Below are 25516 nucleotides of genomic sequence, written 5' to 3'. Positions count from 1 at the left end.
AGGACTCCAGGGTCCCGTCATTTCGAGGAATCCAGAAATTGTCGCCGATTTCCATGGCGCCCGCGCCCGATGGCACGTTGCTCGCCAATTATTGCTGGCCCGCCGCGCCAAACGTCCCGCCTCCGATAGCAGGCGACGGAGGCCGGCTATCCGGTGGCCGGCACTCCGATGACGGGCTATCCGATGACAGGCACTCCCGTGACGCGCAGGCCGCAGACGGGCAGCCGGCAGCCCGGCCCAGCATCTATCTGCTGCACGGCCTGAGCGAGCATGCCGGACGGTATGACCGGCTGGCGCGCTGGCTGACCGCCCGGGGGTGGACGGTGGGCGCGCACGACCACCGCGGTCACGGCCGCTCTGGCGGACACCCCGCCACCCTGCGTGACCAGGAAGACCTGGTCACCGATGCCGTGGACCGGCTGCAGGACTGGACACAGGCCTGCGGCCGTCCGCCCATTCTGCTGGGCCACAGCCTGGGCGCCCTGGTCGCCGTGCGCATCGCCCAGCGCCGGCTGGCCGACCTGGACGGGCTGGTGCTCAGCTCCCCGCCCTTTGCCGTCAATGTTCCGCAATGGGTGCGCCGTACCCTGACATGGATGTCTCTGCATGCCCCCGACCTGCGCGTCCCGCACGGCCTGGCGCCCGCCCGCATTTCCCACGACCGGGCCGTCGTAAAGGCCTACCGCGCCGATCCCCTGGTGCGGCGCCGCATGACCGGGCGGCTGGCGCGCTTTGTGGACGAAGCCGGCCAGCAGGCGCTGCGCGAAGCCAGCCTGCTGCCCTGCCGCACGCTGCTGATGGTGGCCGGCGACGACTCCATCGTGGCGGCCGAAGGCAGCCGCCAGTTCGCCCAGCGGGCGCCTGCTGAATTGCTCACGCTGCGCTGGTACGACACCGCGTGGCACGAGATCTTCAACGAAACCGCCCCCATTGCCGATCCCGTCTATGCTGACCTGGACGAATGGCTGGCGCGCACCGCCCAGGCATTGTCCCTGTCCCCAGTACTGGTTCCCTCAGCACAGGAGGCCAGCACCCCGTAAAATCCCGCGACAGCCCCCAACGAGAACAATCCGTGACCGATACTGCCGCCAACCGCCTCGCCCGCCTAGAGGCCAACCGCTCGATGCTGACCCAGACCCTGCGGGGCATCGAGAAAGAAGGCCTGCGCGTGGACGAACAGGGCATCCTGGCCCGCACGCCGCACCCCGCCGGGCTGGGCTCGGCGCTGACCAACGAACACGTCACCACCGATTATTCCGAGTCGCTGCTCGAGCTCATCACGGGCACGCACGACAACGTGGACGCGCTGTTGGCCGAGCTTGCCGACACGCACCGCCACGTCTACACCGTGCTGGACCATGAACTGATCTGGAATCAGTCCATGCCGGCCACGCTGCCGCCCGAACCTGAAATCCCCATTGCCTGGTACGGCACGTCCAACACGGGCATGCTCAAGCACGTCTACCGCCGCGGTCTGGCCGAACGCTACGGCAAGACGATGCAGTGCATCGCCGGCGTGCACTACAACTTTTCGCTGCCTGAAGCCCTGTGGTCCGTGCTCGACACGCAGCCCGGCTCCGACCAGGACCGCCGCTCGCGCGGCTACATCGGCCTGATCCGCAACTTCACGCGATATTCGTGGCTGCTGATGTACCTGTTCGGCTCGGCGCCCGCGCTGGCCAGCGGCTTCCTGCAAGGTCAGGACCATGCGCTGGACAAGCTGGGCGACCACACCCTTTACCTGCCCTACGCCACCAGCCTGCGCATGAGCGACCTGGGCTACCAGAACAAGGCGCAGTCGCAGCTCAAGCTCTGCTACAACGACCTGGACACCTTCCTCGGCCGCCTGTACGGCGCCGTGACGCAGCCCTGGCCCGACTATCAAAAGATCGGCACCCACCGCGACGGCGAATGGATCCAGCTCAACACCAACGTGCTGCAGATCGAAAACGAGTACTACTCCAGCATCCGCCCCAAGCGCGCCACGGGCCGCTGCGAACGCCCCATCACGGCGCTGGCCGAACGCGGCGTGCAATACGTTGAAGTGCGCTGCCTGGACATCGATCCGTATTCGCCGGTCGGCATCGACGCCACCACCGCCCGTTTCGTCGACGCCTTCCTGCTGTTCTGCACGGCCTCGGACAGCCCGTTCTTCCCCGCCAACGGTTACTGTCAGCGCAGCGCCGACAACTTCTCGGTCGTCGTCAAGGAAGGCCGCAAACCGGGCCTCACGCTGGACCGCGACGGCCAGACCATCGGCCTGGCGCAATGGGGCCACGAACTGCTGGATCAGATCGCGCCGTACGCGGCGCTGTACGACAGCGCCATGGGCGGCACCGCCTACGCGGATGCGCTGGCGGCGCAACGCGCCAAGCTTGACCAGCCCGACACCACGCCCTCGGCGCGCCTCTTGGCCGAACTGAAGGACAGCGGCCTGTCGTTCCACGATTACTCGCTGGCGCTGAGCCGCAAGCATGCGGATGCGCTGCGCGCGCAGCCGCTGCCGGCCGACGTGGCCACGGCGTATCAGCAAGCCGCCGAAGCGTCCGCCGCCGAACAGCTCCGCCTGGAACAGTCGGACACTGAAGACTTCGATACCTACGTGAGCCGCTATCACGCCGCGCTCAAGGCGCCGCGCAAATAAGGCGTATCGTTAGGGATTGGTCCGCGCCGCGCCCCTGCGGGGTACGCGCGCGGACCTTACCAGTCACATCAGGAGGTTTTATCCATGCGCCGCACCGCAAAATTTCTGCTGGCCCTGGCGGTCAGCGTGGCGGGCATTGCCCACGCCGCGCCGCCGCCCATGCAGACCGTGGAATCCGTCGACCTGAAGCGCTACGTGGGGATGTGGTACGAAATCGCCAACTTCCCCATGTTCTTCCAGCGCAATTGCGTGGGAGACACCACGGCCGAATACACCGCGCATCCGGACGGCACCATCGGGGTAAACAACCGCTGCCGCACCAAGGACGGGGATATCGATTCGGCCTCGGGCACCGCCACGGTGGTCGAAGGCAGCAACAACGCCAAGCTCGAAGTCACGTTCTTCAAGCCATTCAAGGGCGATTACTGGGTGATCGGCCTGGATCCCGAATACCGCTGGTCCGTCGTCGGCACGCCCGACCGCAAGTACCTGTGGATCCTGTCGCGCTCACCCAAGCTGCCCAAGGAAGAACTGGACAAGGCGCTGGCCGCCGCCACGGCGCAGGGCTATCAGCTCGACGAGCTGCGCTACACGCCGCAGAAGTAAGCGCCCCCCTCAGCCCGCGGCGTAGTCGCGGGCCAGCCTGACCACCGTCACGCCGGGCTTCAACTGCCGCAGCGACGGCATGATCAGCGTGCAGTTGTCGTAGGGCGTCACCACCGGCTGCTCGTCGGCCCAACCGATCAGCGATCCGGCCTTTTCAAACGTTTCCAGCCCCGACCAGGGGCCGGCAAACCGCACATTCATCGACGGCGCCACCACGGCATCCGTCACTTCCAGCACGCGTTGCGCCGCCGGATCCGGCAGCAGCCAGCCTTCGGGCAGGTCCGGCGCGTCGATCACGCCCGATTCCACCAGCATCCGCGCCACCATGTCGCGCGCCACATCGCGCGACGACAGGTCGCCATGAAAGCCGCATTCGATCAGCAGGGCGCACGCGTCGTCGCGGGCCGGGTCGCCAAAGTGTTCGAAGTCGCGCATGCGCACGCCGTCCTTATGGCCGGCGTCCACGATGACGTGCTGCGGCGCCTTGAGGCGGCGCGCCAGCGCGATATTTCGCGGCAGCACGCCTGTCAGCAGCAGCGGCGCCCCCGGCTCGTGCATCGAATGCAGATCCAGCAGCCAATCGGCACGCCGCACCCACGGGCGCAGCGCCGCGCCGCGCTGGCGGTCCGGCGACGTGGGATTGTCCAGGCGCTCGGCGCTCCAGACGCGGTTCATGTCTTCCTGCACGAAACGCGACGCATCGTGGTTCGCCTGATCGAAGCGGTCGAACGCATCCAGGTTGCAGAAGGCCAGGGTCAGGCTGCCGCGGCGCGGGCGCAGACCCGAGGCCAGCAGGTCCTTCAGCGCCCAGGCGCCGCACAACTCGTTGCCATGCACCAGCGCGCTCACCATGAGCGCCCGTCCCGGCACGCCCGAATCAAAGTGCCACACGCCCGGCGTGTCGGTATTGCCCGCGCGCTCGGCGGCGATGTCGGGAACGGGGAGCTTGAATTCCATGGTGATATCCGCTTGATGCCTGGTCTTTCGATGGTGTGCTGCGTCGCGCGCAGCCTTATTGCGCTTCGATCTTGGCGGCCTTGACCAGCGCGCCGTACTTCTTGGTTTCTTCAGCCTGGAACGCCACCGGGTCCACGCCCGGCTTGGCCACTTCGCCGCCGGCGTCCTGCATCTTGGCGCGGAACTGGTCCGACTTCAGCGTTTCATCCAGCACGGTGCGCAGCTTGGTCACCACCGGCTCGGGCAGGCCGGCCGGGCCGTACAACGCAAACCACAGGTTGATGTCCACGGACTCAAAGCCCTTGGTGGCGGCCAGCGGCGCGATCTCGGGCGCGGCGGGCGAACGCTTGTTCTCGGTCAGGCCCAGCGCGACGATGTTGCCGCTGCGCACCTGCGGCAGCCCGGAGGACAGCACCAGCATGCCGTAATCCAGCTGACCGCTCATCAGGTCGGTCACCAGCGGCGACACCCCGCGGTATGGGACGTGCTCGGCGCGGGTGCCGGTGGCCTGGTTGATCATCTCGCCGGCCAGGTGCAGCGTGGTGCCCACGCCCGACGAACCGTAGTTGAACGTGCCGGGCGCGGCGCCCTTCAGCTTTTCCAGATAGTCGGCGGCGGTCTTCACGCCCGAGTTCTTGCTGGCGGCCAGCAGCATCGGCTGCGAGGCCACGATGCCCAGCGCCGTGAAATCCTTGGCGCTGTCGTATTTGACGGCGGTGTTGATCATGCGGGCGATCACCATTTCGTTGGTGGAGCCCAAAAAGATGGTGTAGCCGTCCGGCGCGGCGCGCGCCACACGTTGCGCGCCGATCGTGCCGCCGGCGCCACCCACGTTCTCGACCACAACGGTCTGGCCCAGGCGCTTGCCCAGTTCCTCGCCCAAGAGGCGCGCGGTCAGATCCAGGCTGCCGCCTGCGGGGTAACCGACGATCAGCGAAATGCTGCGGGACGGATAATCGGCCGCGCTGGCGGCAGGGGCCGCGGCAAGCGCCGAGGCGGCACACAACGAGACTAGCGCCGCACGAAGCGGCTTCAAGATGGACTTCATGACTTTCTCCCTGGGGTGCTGTGGGTGGACGGCGGAGCCGTCTCATTTGATTTCGGGAGCTATTTTCGAGCGCGGCCCAGGGGCAGTCCGTGCCAAAACGGCACATCGTTGTGCTGATCGGGATTCTGGCGGCGAGATATGGTCGCTGAACTCCAGGTACTGAACAACAGGCGTTGAACTTCAGGCGCAGGAATCCGGACCCGAGGCCAGACCTGAATTCACGCCTTGCGATTCGCCGTCGCTTCCCAGGCGGCTTCGGCCAGGTCGGTCAGCCGCGCGCGCGGGCGGTACAGGCGGACTTCGAATGCGATCTCGTCGCTGCGCCCGCCCAACTCAGCCAGCGCGCCGCGCCGGCAGTCGGCCGCCACCATGGACCACGGCAGCCAAGCCACCCCCACACCCTTGGCGACCGCGCCATGCGCCGCGTCCAGCGAATCGCTGCGCACAAACGGCGTCAGCGCATACGGCGTGGCCTCAAGCCGATCCCCCACGATGCGCTCCATTGCCAGCCCGCCGGTGTACGTGATGAGCGGCACGGGCGCCCCGCCCTCCTGCAGCAGAAAACGCGGCCGGCCCCGGGTATCCATCTGGCTGACCGGCACCAGCTTGTCCGTCGCCAGCGTCATATACCGGTAGCGCGAAGGGCTGAGCGGCACGGACAGCGCCGGATGCTCGTAGCAGCACAACAGGTCGACCTTGCCCTGTTCCAGCCGCACCACCAGGTCCTGCGCCTTGCCGGTGGACAGCTCCACCTGCGTGCCGTCCGTCAGCACGCGCGGCGCGCGGTGCCGCAGCCGCGCAATCCAGTCCGCCACCAGCGTGCGCGCCAGGCTGCGGCCCGTGGCGATGCGCAGCACGGCCTCGCCGCCCGCGCCCGAACTGCGGATGCGATGGCGCACCAGCCCCATCTGCTCGACGACCTGCGTCGCCGTCTTGAGCAGCGTCTCGCCTTCGGGCGTCAGCGTCACCGGCAGGCGCTGGCGTTCCACCAGCGGTGTGCCGGCCCACGTCTCCAGCGCACGGATGCGCCGCCCGAAAGCGGGATGCGTGACGTGCCGCAGCTCGGCCGCACGCACGAAGCTGCCGGTCTGCGCCAGCGCAATCAGGTCTTCGAGGAGTTTCAGGTCTGCCATGGACGACAAGCTTACGGCATCGCGCTGCTAGGCCGCCGCTTGTCCCTCGGGCAGGGACAGGATGCGCGCGATGACCTGCGCCGTCTCGCGGTAGTGCGCCGCCAGCAGCGCCACCGCGCGATCGGCATCGCGCGACACCGCCGCATCCAGCAGCGCGCGGTGCTCGTCGTCAACATCGCGTTCAGGGCCGTACGCCATGGCTTGCGCGCGCGCCGGCCGGCGGTAGCGCTCGGTCTGCGCGTACAACTGCGCGGACAGGTCCAGCAGCCAGGGCGAGCGGCAGGCGCCGATCAGCGCCTGATGAAAATCCTGGTGACGGGCTTCCAGTGCGTCCTCGCGGTCCGGGTCCAGTCCCGGCGCGGCGTCCGCCCGCCGCGCCGCCAGCGCCAATGCGTGAAACGCCCCGACCAGCCGCGCCTCCCAGGCGTCGTCGGCGTTGGCCAGCGACCGGCGCAACGCGTCGCAATCGATCAGGATGCGGGTCTCGCAGGCATCGCGCATTTCGTCCACGGACAACGGCGCGATGCGAAACCCGCGCGACGTCGTGGTGAGCACCATGCGTTCGCTGCGCAACCGGTTCAGCGCCTCGCGGATCGGCGAAAAGCTGCCGCCATAGCGCTGGCGCAGCAATTCCAGCCGCAGCGACTGGCCCGGCGCAAACGCGCCGCGCATGATGTCGCGGCGCAGTTGCCGGTAGATCTGTTCGGACAGCGTGATGTCTTCGATCTCGGCGCCGCCGTTTGCCGCCGCATCCTCACGCGGGGCCTTGATTCTGGGTTTCAAGCGCGGCGCTCCTAGACGGCCACCACCGGGTGGCGCAGCGTGCCGATGCCTTCCACGCAGGCCACGACCACGTCGCCCGGCCACAGGAACTCCTGCGGCTTGCGGCCGGCGCCCACGCCCTCCGGCGTGCCGGTGGCAATGATGTCGCCCGGCTCCAGCGTGATGCCCGCGCTGATGTCGGAGATCAGGAACGGCACCTTGAACAACATGTGGCGCGTGTTCGAGCCCTGCTTCTTTTCGCCGTTGACCGTCAGCCACAGGTCCAGCACCTGCGGATCGGGAATTTCGTCGGCGGTCACGATGCACGGGCCGAACGGCGCATAGGTGTCCTGCCCCTTGGAATAGATCCATTGCCCTGCGCGGCGGCAATCGCGCGCGCTCATGTCCAGCATCACGCTGTACCCGAACACATACGACAGCGCATCGGCCTCGGCAACGCGCGACGCGCGGCGTCCGATGATCACCGCCAGCTCGACTTCCCAGTCCAGTTGCTGCGTGATCTTCGCGTTGTGCTCGATGGCGTCGCCCGGTCCGATCACCGTCGTGGGCGGCTTGGAGAAGATGACGGGCTGCTTGGGCAGGTCGGCCGACGTGTCCAGCGTGCGGCTGGATTCGGCCACGTGCTCCACGTAGTTCAAGCCGATGCCGAAGATGTTCTTGCGCGGACGCGGGATGGGCGCCAGCAGCTTCACATTCTCCTGCGGCACCGCGCTGCCCACCGGCCAGTTGCCACGGAACGTGTCCAAGAGACGCGTCGCCTGCGCGACTGCCACCGGCCCCAGATCGATGAACTCCAACATGTCGTCGGGCAAGTCGACCCCGCCTTCCTGACCCAGCAGGAACAGGTCGATCACGTAGCCGTCGACAAGCGCGCCCAGGCGGGCGGCGGCGGTGGGATGAGCGCGAAAGGTCACCAGGCGCATCGGGAACTCCAGAAGGTCAAAGGTTGATGGAACCGGCCGCCACGGCGCGGCGGTTTGCGTTCAGAAACTAGATCAGCTGCTGATGGCCGCCGTTGTCCTGCACCGCTTCCTCGCGATACAGGGCCAGCGAGCGCATGACGGGCAGATCGTTGAAACAGAAGAGGCATGCGTCGTCGTTGGACGACAGGTTGGCGTGTTCGTGGATGGCCCAGGACGGCACGCAGAAGATGTCGCGTTCGGTCCAGTCATAGCGCTTGCCGTCGATGACGGAAAAACCGCTGCCCTTGGCCACCTGGTAAATGAAGCTGCCGGTATGCCGGTGCGCCTTTGTGTGCTCGCCGGGACGCAGCAGCTGCATGCTGGCGCCAATCGTCGGCATGACGGGGCCGCCCGTCGCCGGATTGACGTATTCGAGCAGGATGCCGTCGTAGGGACTGCCCGCGGTGGTGCGCGCGTAGCGGCGCAACGCCTCGTACGTGGGCTCCCATTCGTACTTGAAGAGCGGGGAATACGGCTTCGTCCATCCCGACACTTGCGGCCGCAGCGCCACGCCGCCCCACGCGCCGCTGGTGTCGTCCACCGGGTGCGTGACGGTCTGGTTCAGGTCGGGATGCACGGCATAAAAGCCCGCTTCCAGCGCATTGACCAGCGGGATGTCCAAGCCGTCCTGCCAGATGCAGGTGGTGCCGTCCTCGGCCACGCCGTGCTCGTGCCACGTGCCGTTCGGCGTCAGCACGAAATCATTCGCCCCCAACGTCATCTTGTGACCGTCCACCACCGTGAACGCGCCCTGTCCTTCCATGATGAACCGCAGCGCCGAATGCGTGTGCGCGTGCGCGGACGCCAGCTCACCCGGCCGCATCACCTGCAGCCCGGAATACAGCCAGCCCACCGCGGCCGCCACGTCGCGCCGGCCGGGATTGTTCAGGTAGATGACGCGACGGCCCGCCTCTTCGGGGGACACCAGTTCGGCGGACCGCAGCACGTGACCGCGCAGGTCCTGGTAGCGCCAGACCACGGGCACGGACGCCGACCGCGGCGCCCACGGCTCGATCTTGTTCGCCACCGTCCACAGCGCGCCGGTCTCCAGCCGCGCCAGCTCCTGGTAATAGGCCACCCGCTCCGGCGAGTCGGCCACATTGGCGCGGCCCGCGGTGTCTTCGCGGTAGGCGTCGTAGCGGTTCGCTTCCATTCCGTGCCCCTGGTTTTATAAAACGCTGAGGATTTTCGAAAATACTAAGCGCGGGGCCAGAGGGCGGGCAATGGCGAAACGCTAGGGGTTTTCCTTGAACGGCGAAGTCGCTTCGCAAAAATATCTTGGCGACCGTGGCAAAAATACTGTACAAAAACACAGTGCGACGTGATACATTGCGCTCGCCCGAAAAACTGTCGTCCAGGGGAGAATTCCTGTGTCAGAAGCTGCTCATCTCGTTCAGTACATCGTCGTTCCCTACCGCGCCGCCGCCAATGGCGTCGCCCCCGGGGAAATCCGCCCGGCCAGCAGCGAATTCGGAGCCATCCGCATCGCGAATTCCATGGCCTCCAAATTTGCCGGCGTCGCGGCCTATGAAGTGATGATCGACAAGGAAACCGGCGACATGGAATCGCCGCGCATCCTGATGCAGATCGGCACCGTGCCTTCACTGGACGACTAGCCAACGGAAATCGCCCGCCCCGCATGCTCGCGGGGCGGGCGATTCAATGGCTTGGCGTGCAATGCCAGCACGCAGCCAGTACCTCCGTGGGATCCGTCATTCGCAGACGCCTGATCTGCGAACGCTAGAACAGATACTTGATCCCCACCGAGCCACCCACCGCGCGCAAGCCCGAAGCGCCGCCCAATCCCTGCTCGGCGTTCAACTGCACATTGACGAACGTGTTCTTGCCGGCCCGACGGTCGTAGCCCGCCGATAGCCCCACGCGCGATCCGTCCAGCTTGTTGTCAAAGGCAATGTCGCCTTGCGTCAGCGTCTGGTAGGAACTGGACGATTCCCCCAGCGTGTGCCGGTAGCTCAGCGTCAGCCATCCGTGGTTCTGCGCGCCGTCCTGCTCGCCCCACGCCTTGGACAGCTTCAGACTCACGCGCGAATGCAGCGCCTGCGATGCCGGCAACGCCACTTGGCCAACGTCATCATCGCCGTCGCGCAGCTTGACGTGCTGGACCATCACCTGCGCCTGAGGTTCGAGTCGAAGGCCACTGGACGCATCGCCAATGTCGAACGCCTTGCCGGCTTCGGCCGACAACGCCATGCCCCAACCCGACGTCTGCATCGACATGCCATCCGCGCCGTTCGATTGGGTTTTCACGCCATAGCGGCTGATCTGCGTGACGAAGTCGGCATACCCGCCCTTGCCGTCCATCATCGTGTAGTACGCGCCCAGACCGTACATCGTCTGATCGCTGCGGCCGGCATTGATGGTCGAACGCGTGGATGCCTGGAAATGATCCACGTCGGCTCGGGATACCATCGCGGTGCCGAACACGCCCAGGCTGTTGCGGCGGATGCCCTGGCTGGTTACGAAAAGGTCCGTGCCCACCTGCAGGCCGCCGAGCGTCGTGCGGCTTCCCACCTGAGACTGCAGGATGCCGCGCGAAGCGCCATCGCGGTTTTCCCATCCGCCCAGCGTTCTGGCCCACGCATACGGGTAAACCTTCCGCGCCAGCGTTTCGGTGGCGCCCATGCGTTCATTGAACGTCCCCACCGCCACTTCGGACTGCCTCAAGGCTTGGCCGCCCAGCTGCGAGTACAGCGAGACCTCGGGGCGGGTCTCGCTGATCAAGTACCAGTTGTTGGCAAGTTCCGGTGAGCCATCCAGCGCGCCATGCGTCAGCACGTAGTGAAACGCGCCGCTCCGCGAAGCTTGTCCAGGCATTTGCTGGAATGCGTTGTCCGTGCTGGCGCCGGCCTTGACCAGCAGATAGCCGTTTCCGCTGAAGGCATCGCCGAAACCGCCTTCGGTGTTGATCGTCAGGTTGGTCAGCCCCGTGGCGCCCGCGTTCAAGGTGAGGTAATCCGCTGCGCCGTTGGCGGGGGGACCCAAGTGCAGTTGCACTTCGCCGCCACTGCCCACCAGATTGTTGGCGGTGAACGTTCGGCCGATCTCATCGTGCGCCCAGTCCGCGGGCGGTGCAAACGCGACGCTGCCTTCAAGCCGAAGTTCACCGACGGTGCTGAGGTTGTTTGCTTGCGCGGGGTTGGAAGCATCGGTCAGCACGTTCCATTTGCTGGTCGCGTCGATGGCGAGACTGGGTCCATCCACCCAGCCGTCGAGCGTGGCGCCGCCTGCCAGACGCAAATCGGCGCCAACCGCGCCCACGACCCGGGCGACCGCATGATCGGCCTGGCCCAGCGACGTCCCCCGGATCTCAAGCGCGCCGTCGAATAGCCGCGTGATGCCGGTGTACGTGAGCGGGCCCGTCAGCGTCGTCATGCCTTCCAACTGATGCAGCTCGCCGCTACCCGATATGGCATTGGAGAACGCGCCTCGGTGCTGAGACATCGCCAGGACGGCATTGTTTTCGATCGCACCTGCGCCCAGAGATCCACCGTATTGCGTTCCGCCGGCGCCAAGCTGAAGCACCCCCTCTTCGATGACGACCGCGCCGGAAAAGGCGTCATTGTCACGACCGATGGACAAGGTTCCCGCGCCGGTCTTGATAAGCGCGCCCGATCCGGTGATGTTTCCGAACAGGTGTACGTCCGCCGCCTGCCCTTGCGTCGCCAGCTCTGGATTTCCTGTCCGGATCACGCCGTCTCGGGCGAAATGCATGTCACGGTCCATCACCGTCGCGGCCTCCACCTGCAGCCCGCCGCCGTTGAAGGTAAGCGTGCCTGACCGATCACCCAGATTGTTGTCGTGGTCTATCGCGAGCCACCCGCCCGACAGCGTCCACGGCGTTCCGACCTGGCCGGTCCCGCCTATCAGCTTCCATGTTCCGGCCGACGTTTTCTCGAAGGCATTGAAGCCCAGATATTGGGCCGGTCCGGTCGCACCGGTTCCGATCAGGCTGACATCAAAGACGTTGTTGTCGTAGTCCAGGCGGGCGTCCCAGCCACCATCGAGAACGAGCGTATTCGTGCCGCCCGATTCCGTGGCATCGACCAGGCCGATGATCTGGCTGTCCGGGTTGTCCCAGCCGCCCTGCGCCTTGAGCACCAGCGTGGAATCGCGGGCGGTCGCGGCATATTTGATGGCGGTGTCCTGGTTCTCCGGGCCCTGCGATATCGTGCCCGTATTGATGATTACGGAGTTGGCGCCCGTGACGTAGACGCCGTGACCGCTCGTGCCCCCGGCGCCGCCCGCGGGGCCGCCCTCGACGTAGCTGCCAGGCCCGCCGTTGCCGCCCGATCCGCCAGCCGCCCCGCCGCCGCCTCCGCCACCGCCGTAGCCGTCCAGGACGGCATCGATTTCTTGCCGGCTCAACCCCAACTCCAGCGCTTCGGCCGCTTCAGGGTTGGCGATGCCGCCGTCTACCCCCGACTCTCCGCCGGCGATGCCGCCCCCGCCACCCATGCCGGAAATCTGACTCTCGAACAAAGCCTGGCCGGGCGTTCCTCCATGGGTGTAGGTGCCACCGCCCCCGCCGCCACCGCCTGCAAACTTGCTGGCCCCTGGGCTCTGGATATTGCCTCCGCCCGACGAACCATTGCCACCCGCGTGGCCCCCATCTCCGCCAAAGCCTGCCCCAAACGCGCCGCCAAAGGTGAGGTCCGCGCCGCCGCCACCCCCGCCGCCGCCACCGCCGCCCGCGCCCCCGCCTCCGTCACCGCCGCGGCCGCCATTACTGGACACGGTCATATGAAAAGCGCCTCCGCCACCGCCCCCGCCGCCGCCGCCCTTGCCGCCGCTGATCGCGTACCCGTCGTTATGCAAGACCACGCCGTCGCCCGAGATCACGATGCCGTGCCCGCCGTTACCTCCCGAGCCTCCCGCGCCCCCCACGATACCGCCGCGTCCACCGCCACCGCCGCCGCCACCCCCGCCGCCGGGCGCCCCTTCAATGTCGTCATAGGTCGTATAGGACGTCGTGATATCCAGGGCGGTAATGCCATCCCCGCCGTCCCCGCCTCTGCCGCCATTGGCAGCCCCGCCAACGCCGCCGACGCCCGCCTCGCCGATGATCAGCGCGCGCGCTGCGGGATGCGGGGACATGCCGAGGGAGATCAAGGACAGGCCAAAGAAAAGCCTGAGCGTGATGCCGCGCGCTTTGTGGATTTGAGTCGGGGTCGAATGTGCGTGTCGCAACGCCAAGCAAGAATCCGTGTGCATCTCTGGTTCATCCTGGGTAGTGGATTCACGCGCGGCTTCACGAAAACAATTGCTCCCGGCGCATCGGGCTGCACCAGGCGAAATCGTCTGCTTGAGGTTTTAAGAACGTGGAACACCGGACTTGCCGGTTGCGCGCTGAATTCCGATTAATGACATCGCGCGACGTCGGCTGGGTAGTCTCAAGTAATTATTGATACCCATATCGTCGGCGCAATTGATTCTGTGTATGCGCGCAGGATTCGCCGAGAGTACGTTTACTCCGTTGGCCCGCAAACTTCCAAAGCCATCGATTCCAGCCGTCGAAATACGACTGATCCTAAAGGAGCGAATACCCGCGCAGCCGCTATGCGGCGGGGCGCCTACGCGGGGGATGTTCTGTGTTCGCTAGAACAGATACTTGATGCCGACCGATCCACCCACGGCGAGCAGCCCCGACTCGCCCCCCAGACCCTGCTCGGCATTCAGCTGAACATTGATGAACGTGTTCTTGCCCGCCCGCCGGTCATAGCCCGCCGCCAGGCCCACGCGCGATCCGTCCAGCTTGTTGTCGAACGCGATATCGCCTTGCGTCAGCGTCTGGTAGGAGCTGGTCGAGTCCCCCAGCGTGTGCCGGTAACTCAGCATGAGCCAGCCGTGGTTCTGCGCATCGTCCTGCTCGCCCCAGGCTTTCGACAGCTTCAGGCTCACGCGCGAATGCAGCGCATGAGATTTGGGCAGCGCCACGCGGCCAAGGTCATCATCGCTGTCGCGCAGCTTGATGTGCTGGACCATCACCTGCGCTTGCGGTTCGATTCGCAGCCCTTCGGACGCGTCGCCGATGTCGAACGCCTTGCCGGCTTCGGCCGACAGCGCCAGGCCCCATCCCGATGTTTGTAGCGACATGCCGGCCGCGCCGCTCGATTGCGTTTGGACGCCATACCGGCTGATCTGCGTGACGAAGTCGGCATACCCGCCCTTACCGTCCATCATCGTGTAGTACGCGCCCAGGCCGTACATCGTCTGATCGCTGCGGCCGGCATCGATCGTTGAACGCGTGGATTCCTGATAATGATCCACCTGCGCGCGCGAGACCATCGCAGTCCCGAACACCCCAATGCTGTTGCGGCGAATCCCCGTGTTGGTCACGAACAAGTCCGTTCCCACCTGCAGCCCGCCCAGCGTCGTGCGGCTTGCGACCTGTGATTGCAGAATGCCGCGCGACGCGCCGTCGCGGTTTTCCCAACCCCCGAGCGTTCTGGCCCAGGCAAACGGGTATACCTTCCGAGACAGCGTTTCGGTGGCGCCCATACGTTCGTTGAAAGTGCCGACCGCCAGTTCGGACTGCCGCAACGCTTGCCCGCCCAACTGCGAGTAAATGGAGACTTCGGGGCGGACTTCGCTGATCAAGTACCAGTTGTTGGCGAGTTCCGGCGAGCCGTCCTGCGCGCCATGCGCCAGCACGTAGCGAAACGCACCGCCCCGCGGGGCCTGTCCCGGCGTCAGCCTGAACGCGTTGTCCGTGCCGGCGCCCGCCTTGACCACCAGAAAGCCGTTTCCACGAAGCGGATCGCCAAAATCGCCCTCGGCATTGAGCGTCAGATTGGTCAAGCCCGTCGCTCCGGCGTTCAAGGTCAGGTAATCCACGGTGCCGGCGGCAGTGGGAATCATGTGCAGCTGCACTTCACCACCGCCCCCTGCCAGGTTGTTGGCGGACAACGTGCGTCCGATCGCATCGGTGGTCCATTCGGCGGGTGGCGCAAAGGCAACGCTGCCGGCAAGCTGGAGTTCGTTGACCGTGCTGAGGTTGTTGTCTTGCGCGGGGTTGGACGCGTCGGTCAAGATGTGCCACCGGCTGGACGCGTCGATGGAAAGACTCGGCCCATCCACCCAACCTTCGAGCGTGGCGCCGTTGGCCAGGCCCAGGTCCGCACTGCCCGCACCGATGACCCGGGCGATCGCATGATCGGCCTGGCCCAACGACGTGCCGTCGAGGACCAGCGTGCCATTGTCCACCCTCGTGACACCGGTATAGGTGAGCGGTCCGGTCAGCGTGGTCGTGCCCGTGCCCGCCTGTCGCAGTTCGCCCGTACCCGATATGGCGTTGGACATGACGACCGCGTCGGCGCGGTCGATGGCCAGGACGGCGTGGTTCTCGAAAGCGCCCGCCCCCAACGATCCTGCGGTCTGACCCGTGCCGAGCTGCAGCACGCCATCGTCAATCAGCGTGTCGCCAGCAAAGGCATTGTCGCGGTCGATGATCCACGTGCCCGCGCCGGTCTTGGTCAGCGTGCCCGATCCCGTGATCGCGCCTTGCATCACGGATACCGTGCCGTCCGCCGCACGGATCGCGCCTTCTCCCGCGAATTGCATGTCGCGCTGCGTCAGGATGTCGGCATCCAGTTGCAGTCCGCCGCCGTTGAACGTGACGGCGCCGGCCGCGTCGCCCAGGCTGGCGTCGTCGGCAATCGCGAGCCACCCGCCCGACAGGGTCCAGGGTGTGAGGGTCTGGCTGGGCGTTCCTGTCAGCGTCCATGTTCCTGCCGACGTTTTTTCGAAAGCATTGAAGCCCAGGTATTGCGCCTGCGCGCCACTTCCGATCTGGCTGACGTCAAAGGCCAGCGCGGCGCCGCCATCCAGAGCCAGCGTATTCTTGCCGCCCGACTCCGTGGCGTCGACCAGGCCAATGATCTGGCTGCCCGCTTGCAGAACAAGCGTGGAATCGCGAGCCGTGGCTGAATACTTGATGGCGGTGTTCTGGTTCACCGGCCCTTGAGATATCGTTCCGGAATTGATGATCACGGTGTTGGCGCCGGTGACATAGACACCGTGACCGCTGTTGCCGCCAGCGCCGCCTGGAGGCCCGCCTGGGAAGCCGGTCCCACGCCCGCCGTTGCCGCCAGATCCGCCGGCTGCCCCGCCGCCTCCGCCGCCCCCACCAAATCCTTCCAATCCCGTTCCTGGATTTGCCCGGCCACCGTCTACGCCGGCCTCACCGCCAGCCATACCACCCGATCCGCCTACTCCCGGACTTTGGCTATGGAATAACCCTTGGCCCGCCGACCCGCCGTTGGTGTAGGTACCGCCGCCACCGCCACCGCCACCCGCATAGGGGGACGTCCCCGGGACGTCGCCGCCACCCGGCATGCCATTTTCACCCCCATTGCCGCCATTTCCGCCGAAACCCGTTCCATCGATCCCGTTGGGGTTGATATCCGCGCCGCCTCCTCCGCCCCCGCCAGCGCCGCCGCCTTCTCCTCCGGACCCATTACCACCCCGGCCGCCGTCGCTGACCGCACGCTCACTGTAGCTACCGCCACCCCCCGCCCCCGCCGCCACCGCCTTTGCCGCCGCTGATCGAGTAGCCGGCGTTATGCAGGACCACGCCGTCGCCAGAGATCACGATGCCGTGCCCACCGTTCCCGCCCGCCCCGCCCCCGCCGCCGGCAAAGTTTCCCGGCCCGCCCCCACCGCCACCGCCACCGCCGCCGCCGGGCGCGCCTTCAATGTCGTCATAGGTCGTATAGGACGTAGTGACATCCAGGGCCGCAAAACCATCCCCGCCGTCGCTCCCGTTGCCCCCGTTGGCAGCCCCGCCTGCGCCGCCCACCCCCGCCTCGCCGACGATCAACGCGCGCGCCGCGGGATGCGGGGACATGCCGAGAGAGATGAAAGACAGGCCAAAACAAAGCTTGAGCGCGATACCGCGCGCCTTGTTGGTTCGATTCGAGATCGAATCCGCGTGTCGCGACGCCAAGCAAGAATCCGTATACATCAATGGTTCATCCTGGGTGGTGGATTCACGCGCGGCTTCACGAATTCAATAGCACCGGAGGATCAAGTGACGCTCCAGGCAGAACTGCTATTTGGGTCTCGTAAGAACGTGGCACACCGGCGTGGCCGGTTGCGCGTTTGAAGAATCCGGTTAATCACATCGAACGACGGATGCACGCTGCAAAGCGTTCAAGCCTATGTCGTCGGTGTCTCAGATTCTCTTTAAGCGCCCTGGCTTCACCCAGAGTAGGTTTACTCCGATGTCGCACCAGCATTTATAAGAATCAGTTGCCGGGCAAAATCAGACGATCGCTATGGCGAAAATCTCGAGACACTGCCAGTTATCCGACGGCCCCATGCTTCGCGCGATTGCTAGAACAGGTACTTCACCCCGACCGAGCCGCCCACCGCCCGCAACCCTGACGCGCCGCCCAAGCCCTGTTCGGCATGCACCTGCACGTTGACGAAAGTGTTCCTGCCCGCGCGCCGGTCGTAGCCCGCCGTCAGGCCCACGCGCGACCCATCCAGATCGTTGTCGAACGAGATGTCGCCCTGCGTGGCGGTGGGGTAAGTACTGGAGGATTTCCCCAGCGTGTGCCGATAGCTCAGCATCAGCCAGCCGTGGTGCCGCGTCTCGGGTTGCGCATCCCAGATTTTGGAAACCTTCAGGCTCACACGCGAGTGCAGCGCGCGCATTCCCGGCAGCGCAACCGGCCCGACTCGGTCTTCGCTGTCGCGCAGTCTGACGTGCTGGATCTTCACCTGGGCTTGCGGCTCGATGCGCAGTCCGCTGGCGTTGTCGATGTCGATGGCTTTGCCGGCTTCGGCGGACAACGCGGCGCCCCATCCGGACGTCTGCAAAGACAAACCTTGCGCGCCGCGCGAATGGGCCTTCACACCGTAGCGGCTGACCTGCGCGACGAAATCGGCGTATCCGCCTTTGCCGTCGATCAACGTGTAGTAGGCGCCCAGGCCGTACATGGTCTGATCGCTGTGGCCGGCAGCCACAGTCGAACGCGTGAACGCCTGATAGTGCGCCACGTCGTTGCGTGAAGCCATTGCCGTAGCGAACACGCCCGCGCTCCGGCGGCCGGCGCCTCTGCTGGCCACGAACAGGTCGGTTCCCACCTGTAGCCCGCCCAGCCGCGAATCCACGGCGACGTTCGCTTGCCGGATCCCCATGGGTGCGCCATCCCGGCGTTCGAGGACCCCGAACGATCGCGCCCAGACATACGGATAGACCGTTCGCGCCAGTGTTTCGGTCGCACCCATCCGTTCGTTGAACGAACCCACCGCCACCTCGGACTGCCGCAAGGCCTGATTGCCCAACTGCGAGTAGATGGACACCTCGGGGCGGACATCGCTGAACAGATACCAGTTGTTGGCCAGATCGGCTGCGCCGTTTCGCGCGCCGTGCACCAGCCCGTAGTTGAACGCGCCGGCCAGCGTGGGTTGTCCTGGGGATTGGCGAAACGCATGGTCGGTGCTGGCGCCGGCCTTGACCACCAACAGCCCGTCGCCGGCCATGGGATCTCCGAAGCCGCCGGGCGTGATGATCTTCAGATAGGTCAACCCCGTGGCGCCCTGGGTCAGCGTCAGATGATCCGCAGCGCCGGCCGGGCTGACGTGCAACTGGACTTGCCCGCCCGCGCCCGCCAGGTTGTTGGCGGTGAGCGTTCGGCCGACCTCGTTGTTGGACCCGTCGGGCGGTGCGAAGGCAATGCTGCCGGCAAGCTGAAGCGCATTGACGGTGCTGAGATTGTTTCCCGCCGAGGCATGAGGGGTATCGGCCAGGACGTTCCATCGGCTCGTCGCATCGATGACGAGATTCGGTCCGTCCATCCGGCCGTCGAGCACGGCACCGTTGGAAAGGTACAAGGCCGCGTTGCTGGCGCCAGCAACACTGGCCGCATGATCGGCCCGCCCCAGGCTCGTGCCTTGAATGACCAGCATGCCCTCATCAACTCGCGTGGCGCCTGTATACGTGAGCTGCGCCGCCGGCGTGGTAATGCCCGATCCGATATCGTTGCGCTCGATGATCCATGTTCCGGACCCGGTCTTGGTGAGGTTGCCGGCGCCGCTGATCGTTCCGTGCATCACGGACACGGTGCCATCGGCAGTGTGGACCGCGCCATCACCGCGCAGCTGAAAATCGCGCTGCGATGTGATGCTGGCGTTCAACTGCAATCCGCCGCCCTCGAAGATGAGGCCGCCCGTCGTGTCTCCCAGCGCCGCGTCGTCCGTGATCGCAAGCCATCCCCCGGAAAGCGTCCAAGGCGTAAGCGCCAGCGCGGGCGAACCCGTGAGCGCCCACGTGCCGTGAGACGCTTTCTCGAATGCGTTGAAGCCCAGATACTGACCCTGCGCGCCGGGGCCGATCTTGCCCACGTCAAACGCCTGCGCCGCGCCGCCATCCAGGACCAGCGTGTTTGTGCCGCTCGATTCGGTGGCATCGACGAGCCCCTGAATCAGGCTGCCTTCGCGGAGCATCAAGGTCGAATTGCTGGCGGTCGCCGCGTACTGGATGGCGGTGTCCTGGTTGACCGGCCCCGCCACAATGGAGCCCGCGTTGATGATGACGGAGCCGGCCCCCGTGACATAGACGCCGTGATTGCTGCTGCCGGCCGCGCCGCCCCCGTTCGTATCGAAACGCGAGTACTGCCCGCCGTTACCGCCATCGCCGCCTGGCGCGCCGCCGCCCCCACCCCCTGCGGCGAAACCTTCATACGGTTTGGCATCGCCTCCGTTGACGCCGGATGCCCCGCCGGCAATGCCGCCCGCCCCCCCAATTCCCTCGATCAGGATCGGCCACACGTCTGCGCCCGGCGCCCCCCCGTTGACGGAAGCACCTCCGCCCCCGCCCCCGCCGCCAGCCCAGGAGATGCCTGGAGGGCCCCCGCCGGCAGTCAGACCATTTTCTCCCCCGTTGCCGCCGTCTCCGCCGAAGGCCGCCCGGACGTGTGCGCCGCCTCCGCCGCCCCCGCCGGCGGCGCCGTCAACGCCCATCGAGCCGTCGCCACCGCGACCGCCGTCCGGCTCTACGGAGGGGTGGAAGGTGGAGCCGCCTCCCCCTCCGCCACCGCCGCCCTTGCCGCCGCGGATCGACCAGCCATCGTTGTGCAATACCACCGCGTCGCCTGATATGACGACGCCGACTCCGCCGTTGCCGCCGTCGCCGCCCGCTCCCCCCATGGAGTGACCATGCCCGCCGCCACCGCCTCCCCCGCCGCCGCCGCCGGCCCCGCCCTCGACGTCGCCGACCATGGTGTATGACTTCGTCAGGTCCAGGGCGGCATCCCCGTTGCCACCATCGCCGCCGCGGCCTCCATTGGGTGCGCCGCCGAGGCCGCCGGCCCCCGAAACACCCACGATCGCGCCCCAGGCATCGGGTTGGTGTGACATGTTCACGGACAGCAGCAACAGACCAAGGCAAAGCTTGATCGCGGTTGTTCTGGCATTGGGAAACAGCATTGAATCTGCGCGGCGCAGCGCCGCGCGGGAATCCACGAGCATCAATCGATCATCCTGGGTGTTGGATTGACGCGCGGCTTCTGTTCGTTCAGCTCGGCTGATCGTCAAAGCGCATTGCGTCGGTGTGATCGATTGTGTTCAAGCTCCCCGGCCTCACCCAGAGTACGTTTACTCCGATGGCGCGACCCGCTTATCAGGATCAACGTCCGCTTGGGAATCCGACGAGTCTCGGTTGCTCTGAATTCGATAACGTGCCAGCCCACCGGATCGTTTGCGGCGGCAAGGGTGTATTCATGCCGGCGGCAATCAAAGTGCAAATTTGCATCTTGAAAGCGCAGTAATGCGCTCCCGGAACTTCGTGCCACGGTTACGCTGGAGCCTTCTGATCACCCACCTTCTTTCCCATATCCCCGAGGAGAAAACCATGACAACGCAAGCGAACCCGCTCGACAAGAAAACCGCCTACTGGGGCGTGCCGTGGGAAGACGCCTATGGGTATGCGCAGGCGGTGCAGGTGGGCAACGAAATCTACGTGTCGGGCCAGCTCAACCACGACCAGGACGGCAACCTGATCGCGCCGGCCGAACTGGACGACCAAGGCAAGCCGCGCGACTTCTCCACGATGGAAGCGCAGATGCGCGCCACCTACGAGAACCTGGCGGTGTTGCTGGGCAAATTCGGCGCCACGCTGGATAACGTCGTCGAAGAAACGTTGTATGTGCTGGATGTGGATGCCGCCTTTGCAGCGGCGGGCAAGGTGCGCAAGGCCGCGTACGGCACCGACCGTCCGCAAGTGGCCAGCAACCTGATCGGCGTGTCGCGTCTGGCGATGCCTGCGCAGTTGATCGAGATCGCTTGCAAGGCCATCCTGCGTCCCAAGGCTGCCGGCTGACCGGGCACTGCTGCTTGGCGGGAAAAGGGCCTAGCGGCCCTCGATCAACGCCTTCTGCTTGGCCACGGCCGCGGCGCAAAAGCGCATGAAAGCCTGGACGCGCCGGGATCCGCGGATGTCAGGATGGGTGAGCAGCCAAAGCTCATCCTGAAGCTCGGGCACGACGGGACCGACGCGCACCACATCGGCCATCGTGTCGCCCAGCATGCAAGGCAGGTAGCCCATGCCCAGGCCAGCCGAGATACCCGCGCTTACTGCGGCAACCGAGTCCGACCGGTAGGCAATGCGGGATGGCGCGACACGGCTTTCAAGGTAGTGCGCGGCCTTGAGGCCGGACAGCCCGCCCGCGTACGACACCCAATCCAGCTCGTAAAGGCGTTCGGCGGCGGGTGCCTTGCGGCGAAATTGCTGCGCAGCCCCGTAGGGCGCCCACGCGATGCCTGCCAGCCTGCGTCCCACCCAGCTCTCGGGCGGGCGCCGCGTCGCCCTGAGCGCGACGTCGGATTCGTCCCGCGCCAGATCCAGTGTGCCGTTGCCGACCAGCACCTCGACGGTCAATGAGGGATGCGCCGCTCTGAATTCAGCAATGATGGGCGTCAGGAAATACAGCAGAAGCGAATCGCTGGTGGCGACGCGCAGCGTGCCCTGCGGATCGTGCGCGGCGCCGGAAATGCGTCGGGCCACGCTGACGACATCAAGTTCGACGCGCTCGCTCAGTGCGCGCAGCTCCGTGCCCTCAGGCGTCAGCTTGTAGCCCGCGTGCCGCCGGTCGAACAACGCGACGCCCAGCGCGGCTTCGGCGTGCGCCACGCGGCGCGAGACGGTGGAGGCATTGATGCCGAGCTTTTCGGCAGCGATCGACCGATTGCCGCAGTCGCTCAGTGTCTTGATGATGCGCAGGTCATCCCATGACAACTGTTGCGCCGCGTCGCGCTGTCCCACGGAAGGGCGATCGGAATGCGTCTGAGTTTTGGCGGGTTTGGACGGCACGATGATTGGCGGAGGTTCTTTCGCGGCGGATTGTGGGGAATCGTCGGTGATCCTACCCTCGCGATTGTGCCCTCGCGATTTTGTCCACGGGCTTTCGCCCGCAGTATCGGCGAAAACAAAAAAGGGCCCATGAAGGGCCCGGAACAACGCACTGCTTTAATCAGTTGGCGCGCCCGACAGGAATCGAACCTGTATCAAGAGCTTCGGAAACTCTCATTCTATCCATTGAACTACGGGCGCAGCGCAAGGAGGCGGTATTGTACCCAGTTTTACGCGTTCTGCATGAACTGGATCAAATCCTCCGGCAAACTCATCGAAAACCCGTCCTTTCTCATTGGACGATCGTCCATGACACCGTTATATAATCCAGCGTTTGCTTGCAGGCGGGCATGAGTTGCCGCCGACTTGTGCAGTTCTGATTTTCTGTTGCCGCCGCCAGGCGCCCCCGGTACCCGTTAGCAGGATTAGGTCATGAGCAACGAGCAGGAACACATAGAAGAGCACTCCTCCCCCATCAAGACCCCGAAGCAACTGATCGTCACGATCGTCCTGGCTTTCGTGGTTCCCATCGCCATCATCATCCTTCTGGTGAACATGGTGGTCACCGGCACCAAGACCGGCGCCGGCTCGGACGCTTTGTCCGGCGAGGCCGTCGCACGGCGGATCGCGCCCGTTGCGGGATTCGAACTCGTTGACGCCAACGCGCCCAAGGTCTTCAAGACCGGCGAACAGGTCTTCGCCAGCGTCTGTACGGCCTGTCACACCGCTGGCGTGGCGGGCGCACCCAAGCTGGGCGACAACGCCGCGTGGGCGCCGTTCATCAAGGCTGGCTACGACGAGATGATGAAGGTCGCGCTGCACGGCAAGGGCGGCATGCCCGCCAAGGGCGGCAACCCGGCCCTGTCCGACTACGAAGTCGCGCGCGCCGTGGTCTACATGGCCAACAAGTCCGGCGCCTCGCTGCCGGAACCGGCAGCCCCCGCTGAAGACGGCGCCAAGAAGGAAGGCGAAGCCGCACCGGCCGCGCAAGCCGCTGCACCGGCGCCGGCGGCTCCCGCTGCTGCCGCGCCCGCCGCCGCTGCGCCCGCCGCCGCTGCTCCTGCTGCCGCCGCTCCTGCTGCCGCCGCTCCCGCCCCCGAACAAAAGGCCGCCGCCGTCAACCCGGCGGGCGAACAGCTCTACAAAACGGCCTGTTTCGCGTGCCACGCCACGGGCGTGGCCAACGCGCCCAAGTTCGGCGACAAGGCCGCCTGGGAGCCCTACATCAAGACCGGCATGGACGCGATGGTCAAGGTCGCCATGACGGGCAAGGGCGCAATGCCTCCCAAGGGCGGCGCAGCCAACGCCTCGGAAGACGACATCCGCGCCGCCGTAGAGTTCATGGTGAACGCCGCCAAGTAATACCCGCCCGCATCGCAGGCGATAAAAAGCCCCTTGAATCTTCAAGGGGCTTTTTTTATCCGGTGACCCGGCTTCGCGTGGCAAAGGTGTCAGACACCTCGCCACCCAGCGATCAGTCCGCCGCCGACGCCTTCACCAGCGACATGCCCAACTGCACGCGGCGCTGCAGCCACAGGCTGGGACGGTAACGGGTGTCGCCCGTCACGCGCTGCATGCTCTTCAGGATTTCCAGAATGCGATCGGCGCCCAGCTTGTCGCCCAAAGCCAGCGGGCCTACCGGGTAACCCAGCCCCAGCGTCACGGCCAGATCGATGTCTTCGGGCGTGGCGATCTTCTGCTGCGCGATATCGCAGGCAATGTTCACGATGTGCGCCACGATGCGTTGCGCGATGAAGCCGGGAGAATCCTCGATCACCGTGACGGGCACGCCGTCGGCGGCCAGCAGTGCATGGGCGGCATCACGCCACTTGTCCTCGGTGGCGGGCGAGACCATGATCGTGCGGCGCTTCGCGTTATCGAACGCATACAGCGTGTCCAGGCCAACCGTGCGGCCCGCGTTCAGGCCTTGCGCGGAGACGCTGGTGGACACGTCTTCACCGAACGGCGTGACGATAATCAGCGCATCGGCATCCGGCGTCGATCCCGTGACCAGCGTGCCGCCCAGCTTTTCAACCAGCGCGGAAGCGCGGGCGTAGCCTTCGCCGTGCTTGGGGCTGACCCAGACCTTCAGGCCCTCGGGCAGCGCGGGCGCAGCCGCTTCGGCCGGCACCTGCTTCTGGCCGTCGGCGTAGACGTAGAAGCCCTCCCCCGCCTTGCGGCCGATCAGCCCGCCCGCCAGGCGCACGGTCGTGATCGGCGACGGGCGAAAGCGCGGCTCGTCAAAGAACTGGCGGTAGATGGATTCCATCACCGGATGCGAGACGTCGAGCGCGGTCAGGTCCAGCAGTTCGAACGGTCCCATGCGAAAGCCCGCCTGCTCGCGCATCACGGCGTCGACCTGGGCGAAGGTGGCCACAGCCTCCTGCGCGACGCGCAGGCCTTCCGTGTTCATGCCGCGGCCCGCGTGGTTGACGATGAAACCGGGCATGTCCTTGGCGCGCGCAGGCGTGTGGCCCATGCGGCGGGCCAGCTCGGCCAGGGCGTCGCCCACTTCCGGCGCACTGCGCAGGCCGTCGATGACTTCAACCACCTTCATCAGCGCAACGGGATTGAAGAAGTGATAGCCGGCCACGCGTTGCGGACGCTTGCAGGCGGCCGCAATCGCCGTGATGGAAAGCGACGAGGTGTTGGACGCCAGAATGCAGTCGTCGGACACCACGCCTTCCAGCGCGGCGAAAAGATCACGCTTGACGTCCAGCCGCTCGACGATGGCTTCGACCACGAGCTGGCAGTTCGACATGTCAGTCAGCGCGGTGGCCGATTCGACGCGCTCGAGCGCGGCTTGTGCGTCGGCGGCGGTCAGCTTGCCCTTCTGGGCCAGCTTTTCCCAGGTCTGGCGCAAGGATTCGCGCGCGGCTGCAATGGCCTCCGAACTGGTGTCGTACAGACGCACGTGCAGGCCGGCCTGCGCCGCGATCTGCGCGATGCCGCGCCCCATGGCCCCGGCGCCCACGACGCCGATGGTTTGAATCTCCGTCATCAACTCTC

At 66.1% G+C, this 25516-nt stretch carries 18 protein-coding genes and 1 tRNA gene; 6 read left to right on the top strand and 13 right to left on the bottom strand.

Translation table 11 applies throughout. From position 1 onward, the window contains the following. The first annotated feature begins 38 nt into the window (after positions 1-38). From AB3147_RS02255 to AB3147_RS02245, 3 genes are all read left to right on the top strand, one after another. Positions 39-1040, top strand: a complete 1002-nt coding sequence (locus tag AB3147_RS02255) for an alpha/beta hydrolase (protein ID WP_286900858.1) — start codon at positions 39-41, stop codon at positions 1038-1040. A 32-nt stretch (positions 1041-1072) separates the two neighbouring features. After that, positions 1073-2644 (top strand): glutamate--cysteine ligase, encoded by a 1572-nt coding sequence (gshA, locus tag AB3147_RS02250; protein ID WP_175139442.1) that lies wholly within the window; start codon positions 1073-1075, stop codon positions 2642-2644. Positions 2645-2728: 84 nt separating this feature from the next. Continuing rightward, entirely contained in the window at positions 2729-3250 is a 522-nt protein-coding gene (locus AB3147_RS02245) for a lipocalin family protein (RefSeq protein ID WP_175125135.1), read from the top strand. Between the two features lie 9 nt (positions 3251-3259). Here AB3147_RS02245 and AB3147_RS02240 read toward each other — a convergent pair whose 3' ends face one another. The 6 genes from AB3147_RS02240 to AB3147_RS02215 form a co-directional block, all read right to left on the bottom strand. Next, a complete protein-coding gene (locus tag AB3147_RS02240) occupies positions 3260-4207 on the bottom strand; it encodes a M14 family metallopeptidase (protein WP_367351351.1) in 948 nt (315 codons plus the stop codon). Between the two features lie 55 nt (positions 4208-4262). Continuing rightward, positions 4263-5255 carry a Bug family tripartite tricarboxylate transporter substrate binding protein gene (locus tag AB3147_RS02235; RefSeq protein ID WP_175125133.1) on the bottom strand — a complete coding sequence of 331 codons (993 nt, stop codon included), beginning with the start codon at positions 5253-5255 and terminating at the stop codon, positions 4263-4265. Between the two features lie 218 nt (positions 5256-5473). Next, on the bottom strand, positions 5474-6388 hold the full coding sequence (locus AB3147_RS02230) for a LysR family transcriptional regulator (protein ID WP_286900861.1): 915 nt from the start codon (positions 6386-6388) through the stop codon (positions 5474-5476). Between the two features lie 27 nt (positions 6389-6415). Next, positions 6416-7171, bottom strand: a complete 756-nt coding sequence (locus AB3147_RS02225) for a GntR family transcriptional regulator (RefSeq protein WP_175125131.1) — start codon at positions 7169-7171, stop codon at positions 6416-6418. 11 nt (positions 7172-7182) lie between these two features. After that, positions 7183-8094, bottom strand: coding sequence for a fumarylacetoacetate hydrolase family protein (locus tag AB3147_RS02220; RefSeq protein ID WP_175125130.1), 912 nt, complete (start codon positions 8092-8094; stop codon positions 7183-7185). Positions 8095-8161: 67 nt separating this feature from the next. After that, the gene (locus tag AB3147_RS02215; protein WP_105237147.1) at positions 8162-9286 is read right to left on the bottom strand and encodes a cupin domain-containing protein; all 1125 of its coding nucleotides are present in this window, start codon (positions 9284-9286) and stop codon (positions 8162-8164) included. A gap of 217 nt (positions 9287-9503) precedes the next feature. Between AB3147_RS02215 and AB3147_RS02210 the strand changes: the two genes are divergently transcribed. Continuing rightward, positions 9504-9749 (top strand): hypothetical protein, encoded by a 246-nt coding sequence (locus AB3147_RS02210; protein WP_056327580.1) that lies wholly within the window; start codon positions 9504-9506, stop codon positions 9747-9749. A gap of 124 nt (positions 9750-9873) precedes the next feature. Here the strand turns inward: AB3147_RS02210 and AB3147_RS02205 are convergent, their stop codons facing one another. The 4 genes from AB3147_RS02205 to AB3147_RS02190 all read right to left on the bottom strand — a co-directional run bounded on the left by AB3147_RS02205 (position 9874) and on the right by AB3147_RS02190 (position 20694). Beyond that, the gene (locus AB3147_RS02205; RefSeq protein ID WP_367351350.1) at positions 9874-13248 is read right to left on the bottom strand and encodes an autotransporter outer membrane beta-barrel domain-containing protein; all 3375 of its coding nucleotides are present in this window, start codon (positions 13246-13248) and stop codon (positions 9874-9876) included. 501 nt (positions 13249-13749) lie between these two features. Beyond that, the gene (locus AB3147_RS02200) at positions 13750-16143 is read right to left on the bottom strand and encodes an autotransporter outer membrane beta-barrel domain-containing protein (protein WP_367351349.1); all 2394 of its coding nucleotides are present in this window, start codon (positions 16141-16143) and stop codon (positions 13750-13752) included. A 508-nt stretch (positions 16144-16651) separates the two neighbouring features. After that, positions 16652-17098, bottom strand: coding sequence for a hypothetical protein (locus tag AB3147_RS02195; protein WP_367351348.1), 447 nt, complete (start codon positions 17096-17098; stop codon positions 16652-16654). Positions 17099-17487: 389 nt separating this feature from the next. Then, complete coding sequence (locus AB3147_RS02190; RefSeq protein ID WP_367351347.1) at positions 17488-20694, bottom strand: autotransporter outer membrane beta-barrel domain-containing protein; 3207 nt, start codon at positions 20692-20694, stop codon at positions 17488-17490. Positions 20695-21010: 316 nt separating this feature from the next. On the opposite strand from AB3147_RS02190, the gene AB3147_RS02185 reads away from it, so the two are divergent. After that, the gene (locus AB3147_RS02185; protein WP_175139451.1) at positions 21011-21478 is read left to right on the top strand and encodes a Rid family hydrolase; all 468 of its coding nucleotides are present in this window, start codon (positions 21011-21013) and stop codon (positions 21476-21478) included. A gap of 30 nt (positions 21479-21508) precedes the next feature. Here AB3147_RS02185 and AB3147_RS02180 read toward each other — a convergent pair whose 3' ends face one another. Further along, positions 21509-22420: a LysR family transcriptional regulator gene (locus AB3147_RS02180; RefSeq protein WP_367351346.1), complete on the bottom strand. Its 912-nt coding sequence runs from the start codon at positions 22418-22420 to the stop codon at positions 21509-21511. Positions 22421-22633: 213 nt separating this feature from the next. Then, positions 22634-22708 (bottom strand) — tRNA-Arg (locus AB3147_RS02175). Between the two features lie 231 nt (positions 22709-22939). Here AB3147_RS02175 and AB3147_RS02170 point away from each other — a divergent pair. Beyond that, positions 22940-23869: a c-type cytochrome gene (locus AB3147_RS02170; RefSeq protein WP_367351345.1), complete on the top strand. Its 930-nt coding sequence runs from the start codon at positions 22940-22942 to the stop codon at positions 23867-23869. Positions 23870-23981: 112 nt separating this feature from the next. On the opposite strand, the gene AB3147_RS02165 is transcribed toward AB3147_RS02170, so the two are convergent. Then, on the bottom strand, positions 23982-25508 hold the full coding sequence (locus AB3147_RS02165; RefSeq protein WP_367351344.1) for a 3-hydroxyacyl-CoA dehydrogenase: 1527 nt from the start codon (positions 25506-25508) through the stop codon (positions 23982-23984). Positions 25509-25516 lie beyond the last annotated feature (8 nt).

The sequence above is a fragment of the Achromobacter animicus genome, from assembly GCF_040775605.1.
GTDB classification, from domain to species: domain Bacteria; phylum Pseudomonadota; class Gammaproteobacteria; order Burkholderiales; family Burkholderiaceae_B; genus Achromobacter; species Achromobacter animicus.
This window is presented reverse-complemented; position numbering and strand designations above follow the sequence as displayed.

Coding starts and splice junctions, on each gene's coding strand:
- AB3147_RS02245 (WP_175125135.1), top strand. CDS start 2,729: ATGCGCCGCACCGCAAAATTTCTGCTGGCCCTGGCGGTCAGCGTGGCG.
- AB3147_RS02240 (WP_367351351.1), bottom strand. CDS start 4,207: ATGGAATTCAAGCTCCCCGTTCCCGACATCGCCGCCGAGCGCGCGGGC.
- AB3147_RS02235 (WP_175125133.1), bottom strand. CDS start 5,255: ATGAAGTCCATCTTGAAGCCGCTTCGTGCGGCGCTAGTCTCGTTGTGT.
- AB3147_RS02230 (WP_286900861.1), bottom strand. CDS start 6,388: ATGGCAGACCTGAAACTCCTCGAAGACCTGATTGCGCTGGCGCAGACC.
- AB3147_RS02220 (WP_175125130.1), bottom strand. CDS start 8,094: ATGCGCCTGGTGACCTTTCGCGCTCATCCCACCGCCGCCGCCCGCCTG.
- AB3147_RS02215 (WP_105237147.1), bottom strand. CDS start 9,286: ATGGAAGCGAACCGCTACGACGCCTACCGCGAAGACACCGCGGGCCGC.
- AB3147_RS02205 (WP_367351350.1), bottom strand. CDS start 13,248: ATGTCCCCGCATCCCGCAGCGCGCGCGCTGATCATCGGCGAGGCGGGC.
- AB3147_RS02185 (WP_175139451.1), top strand. CDS start 21,011: ATGACAACGCAAGCGAACCCGCTCGACAAGAAAACCGCCTACTGGGGC.
- AB3147_RS02170 (WP_367351345.1), top strand. CDS start 22,940: ATGAGCAACGAGCAGGAACACATAGAAGAGCACTCCTCCCCCATCAAG.
- AB3147_RS02165 (WP_367351344.1), bottom strand. CDS start 25,508: ATGACGGAGATTCAAACCATCGGCGTCGTGGGCGCCGGGGCCATGGGG.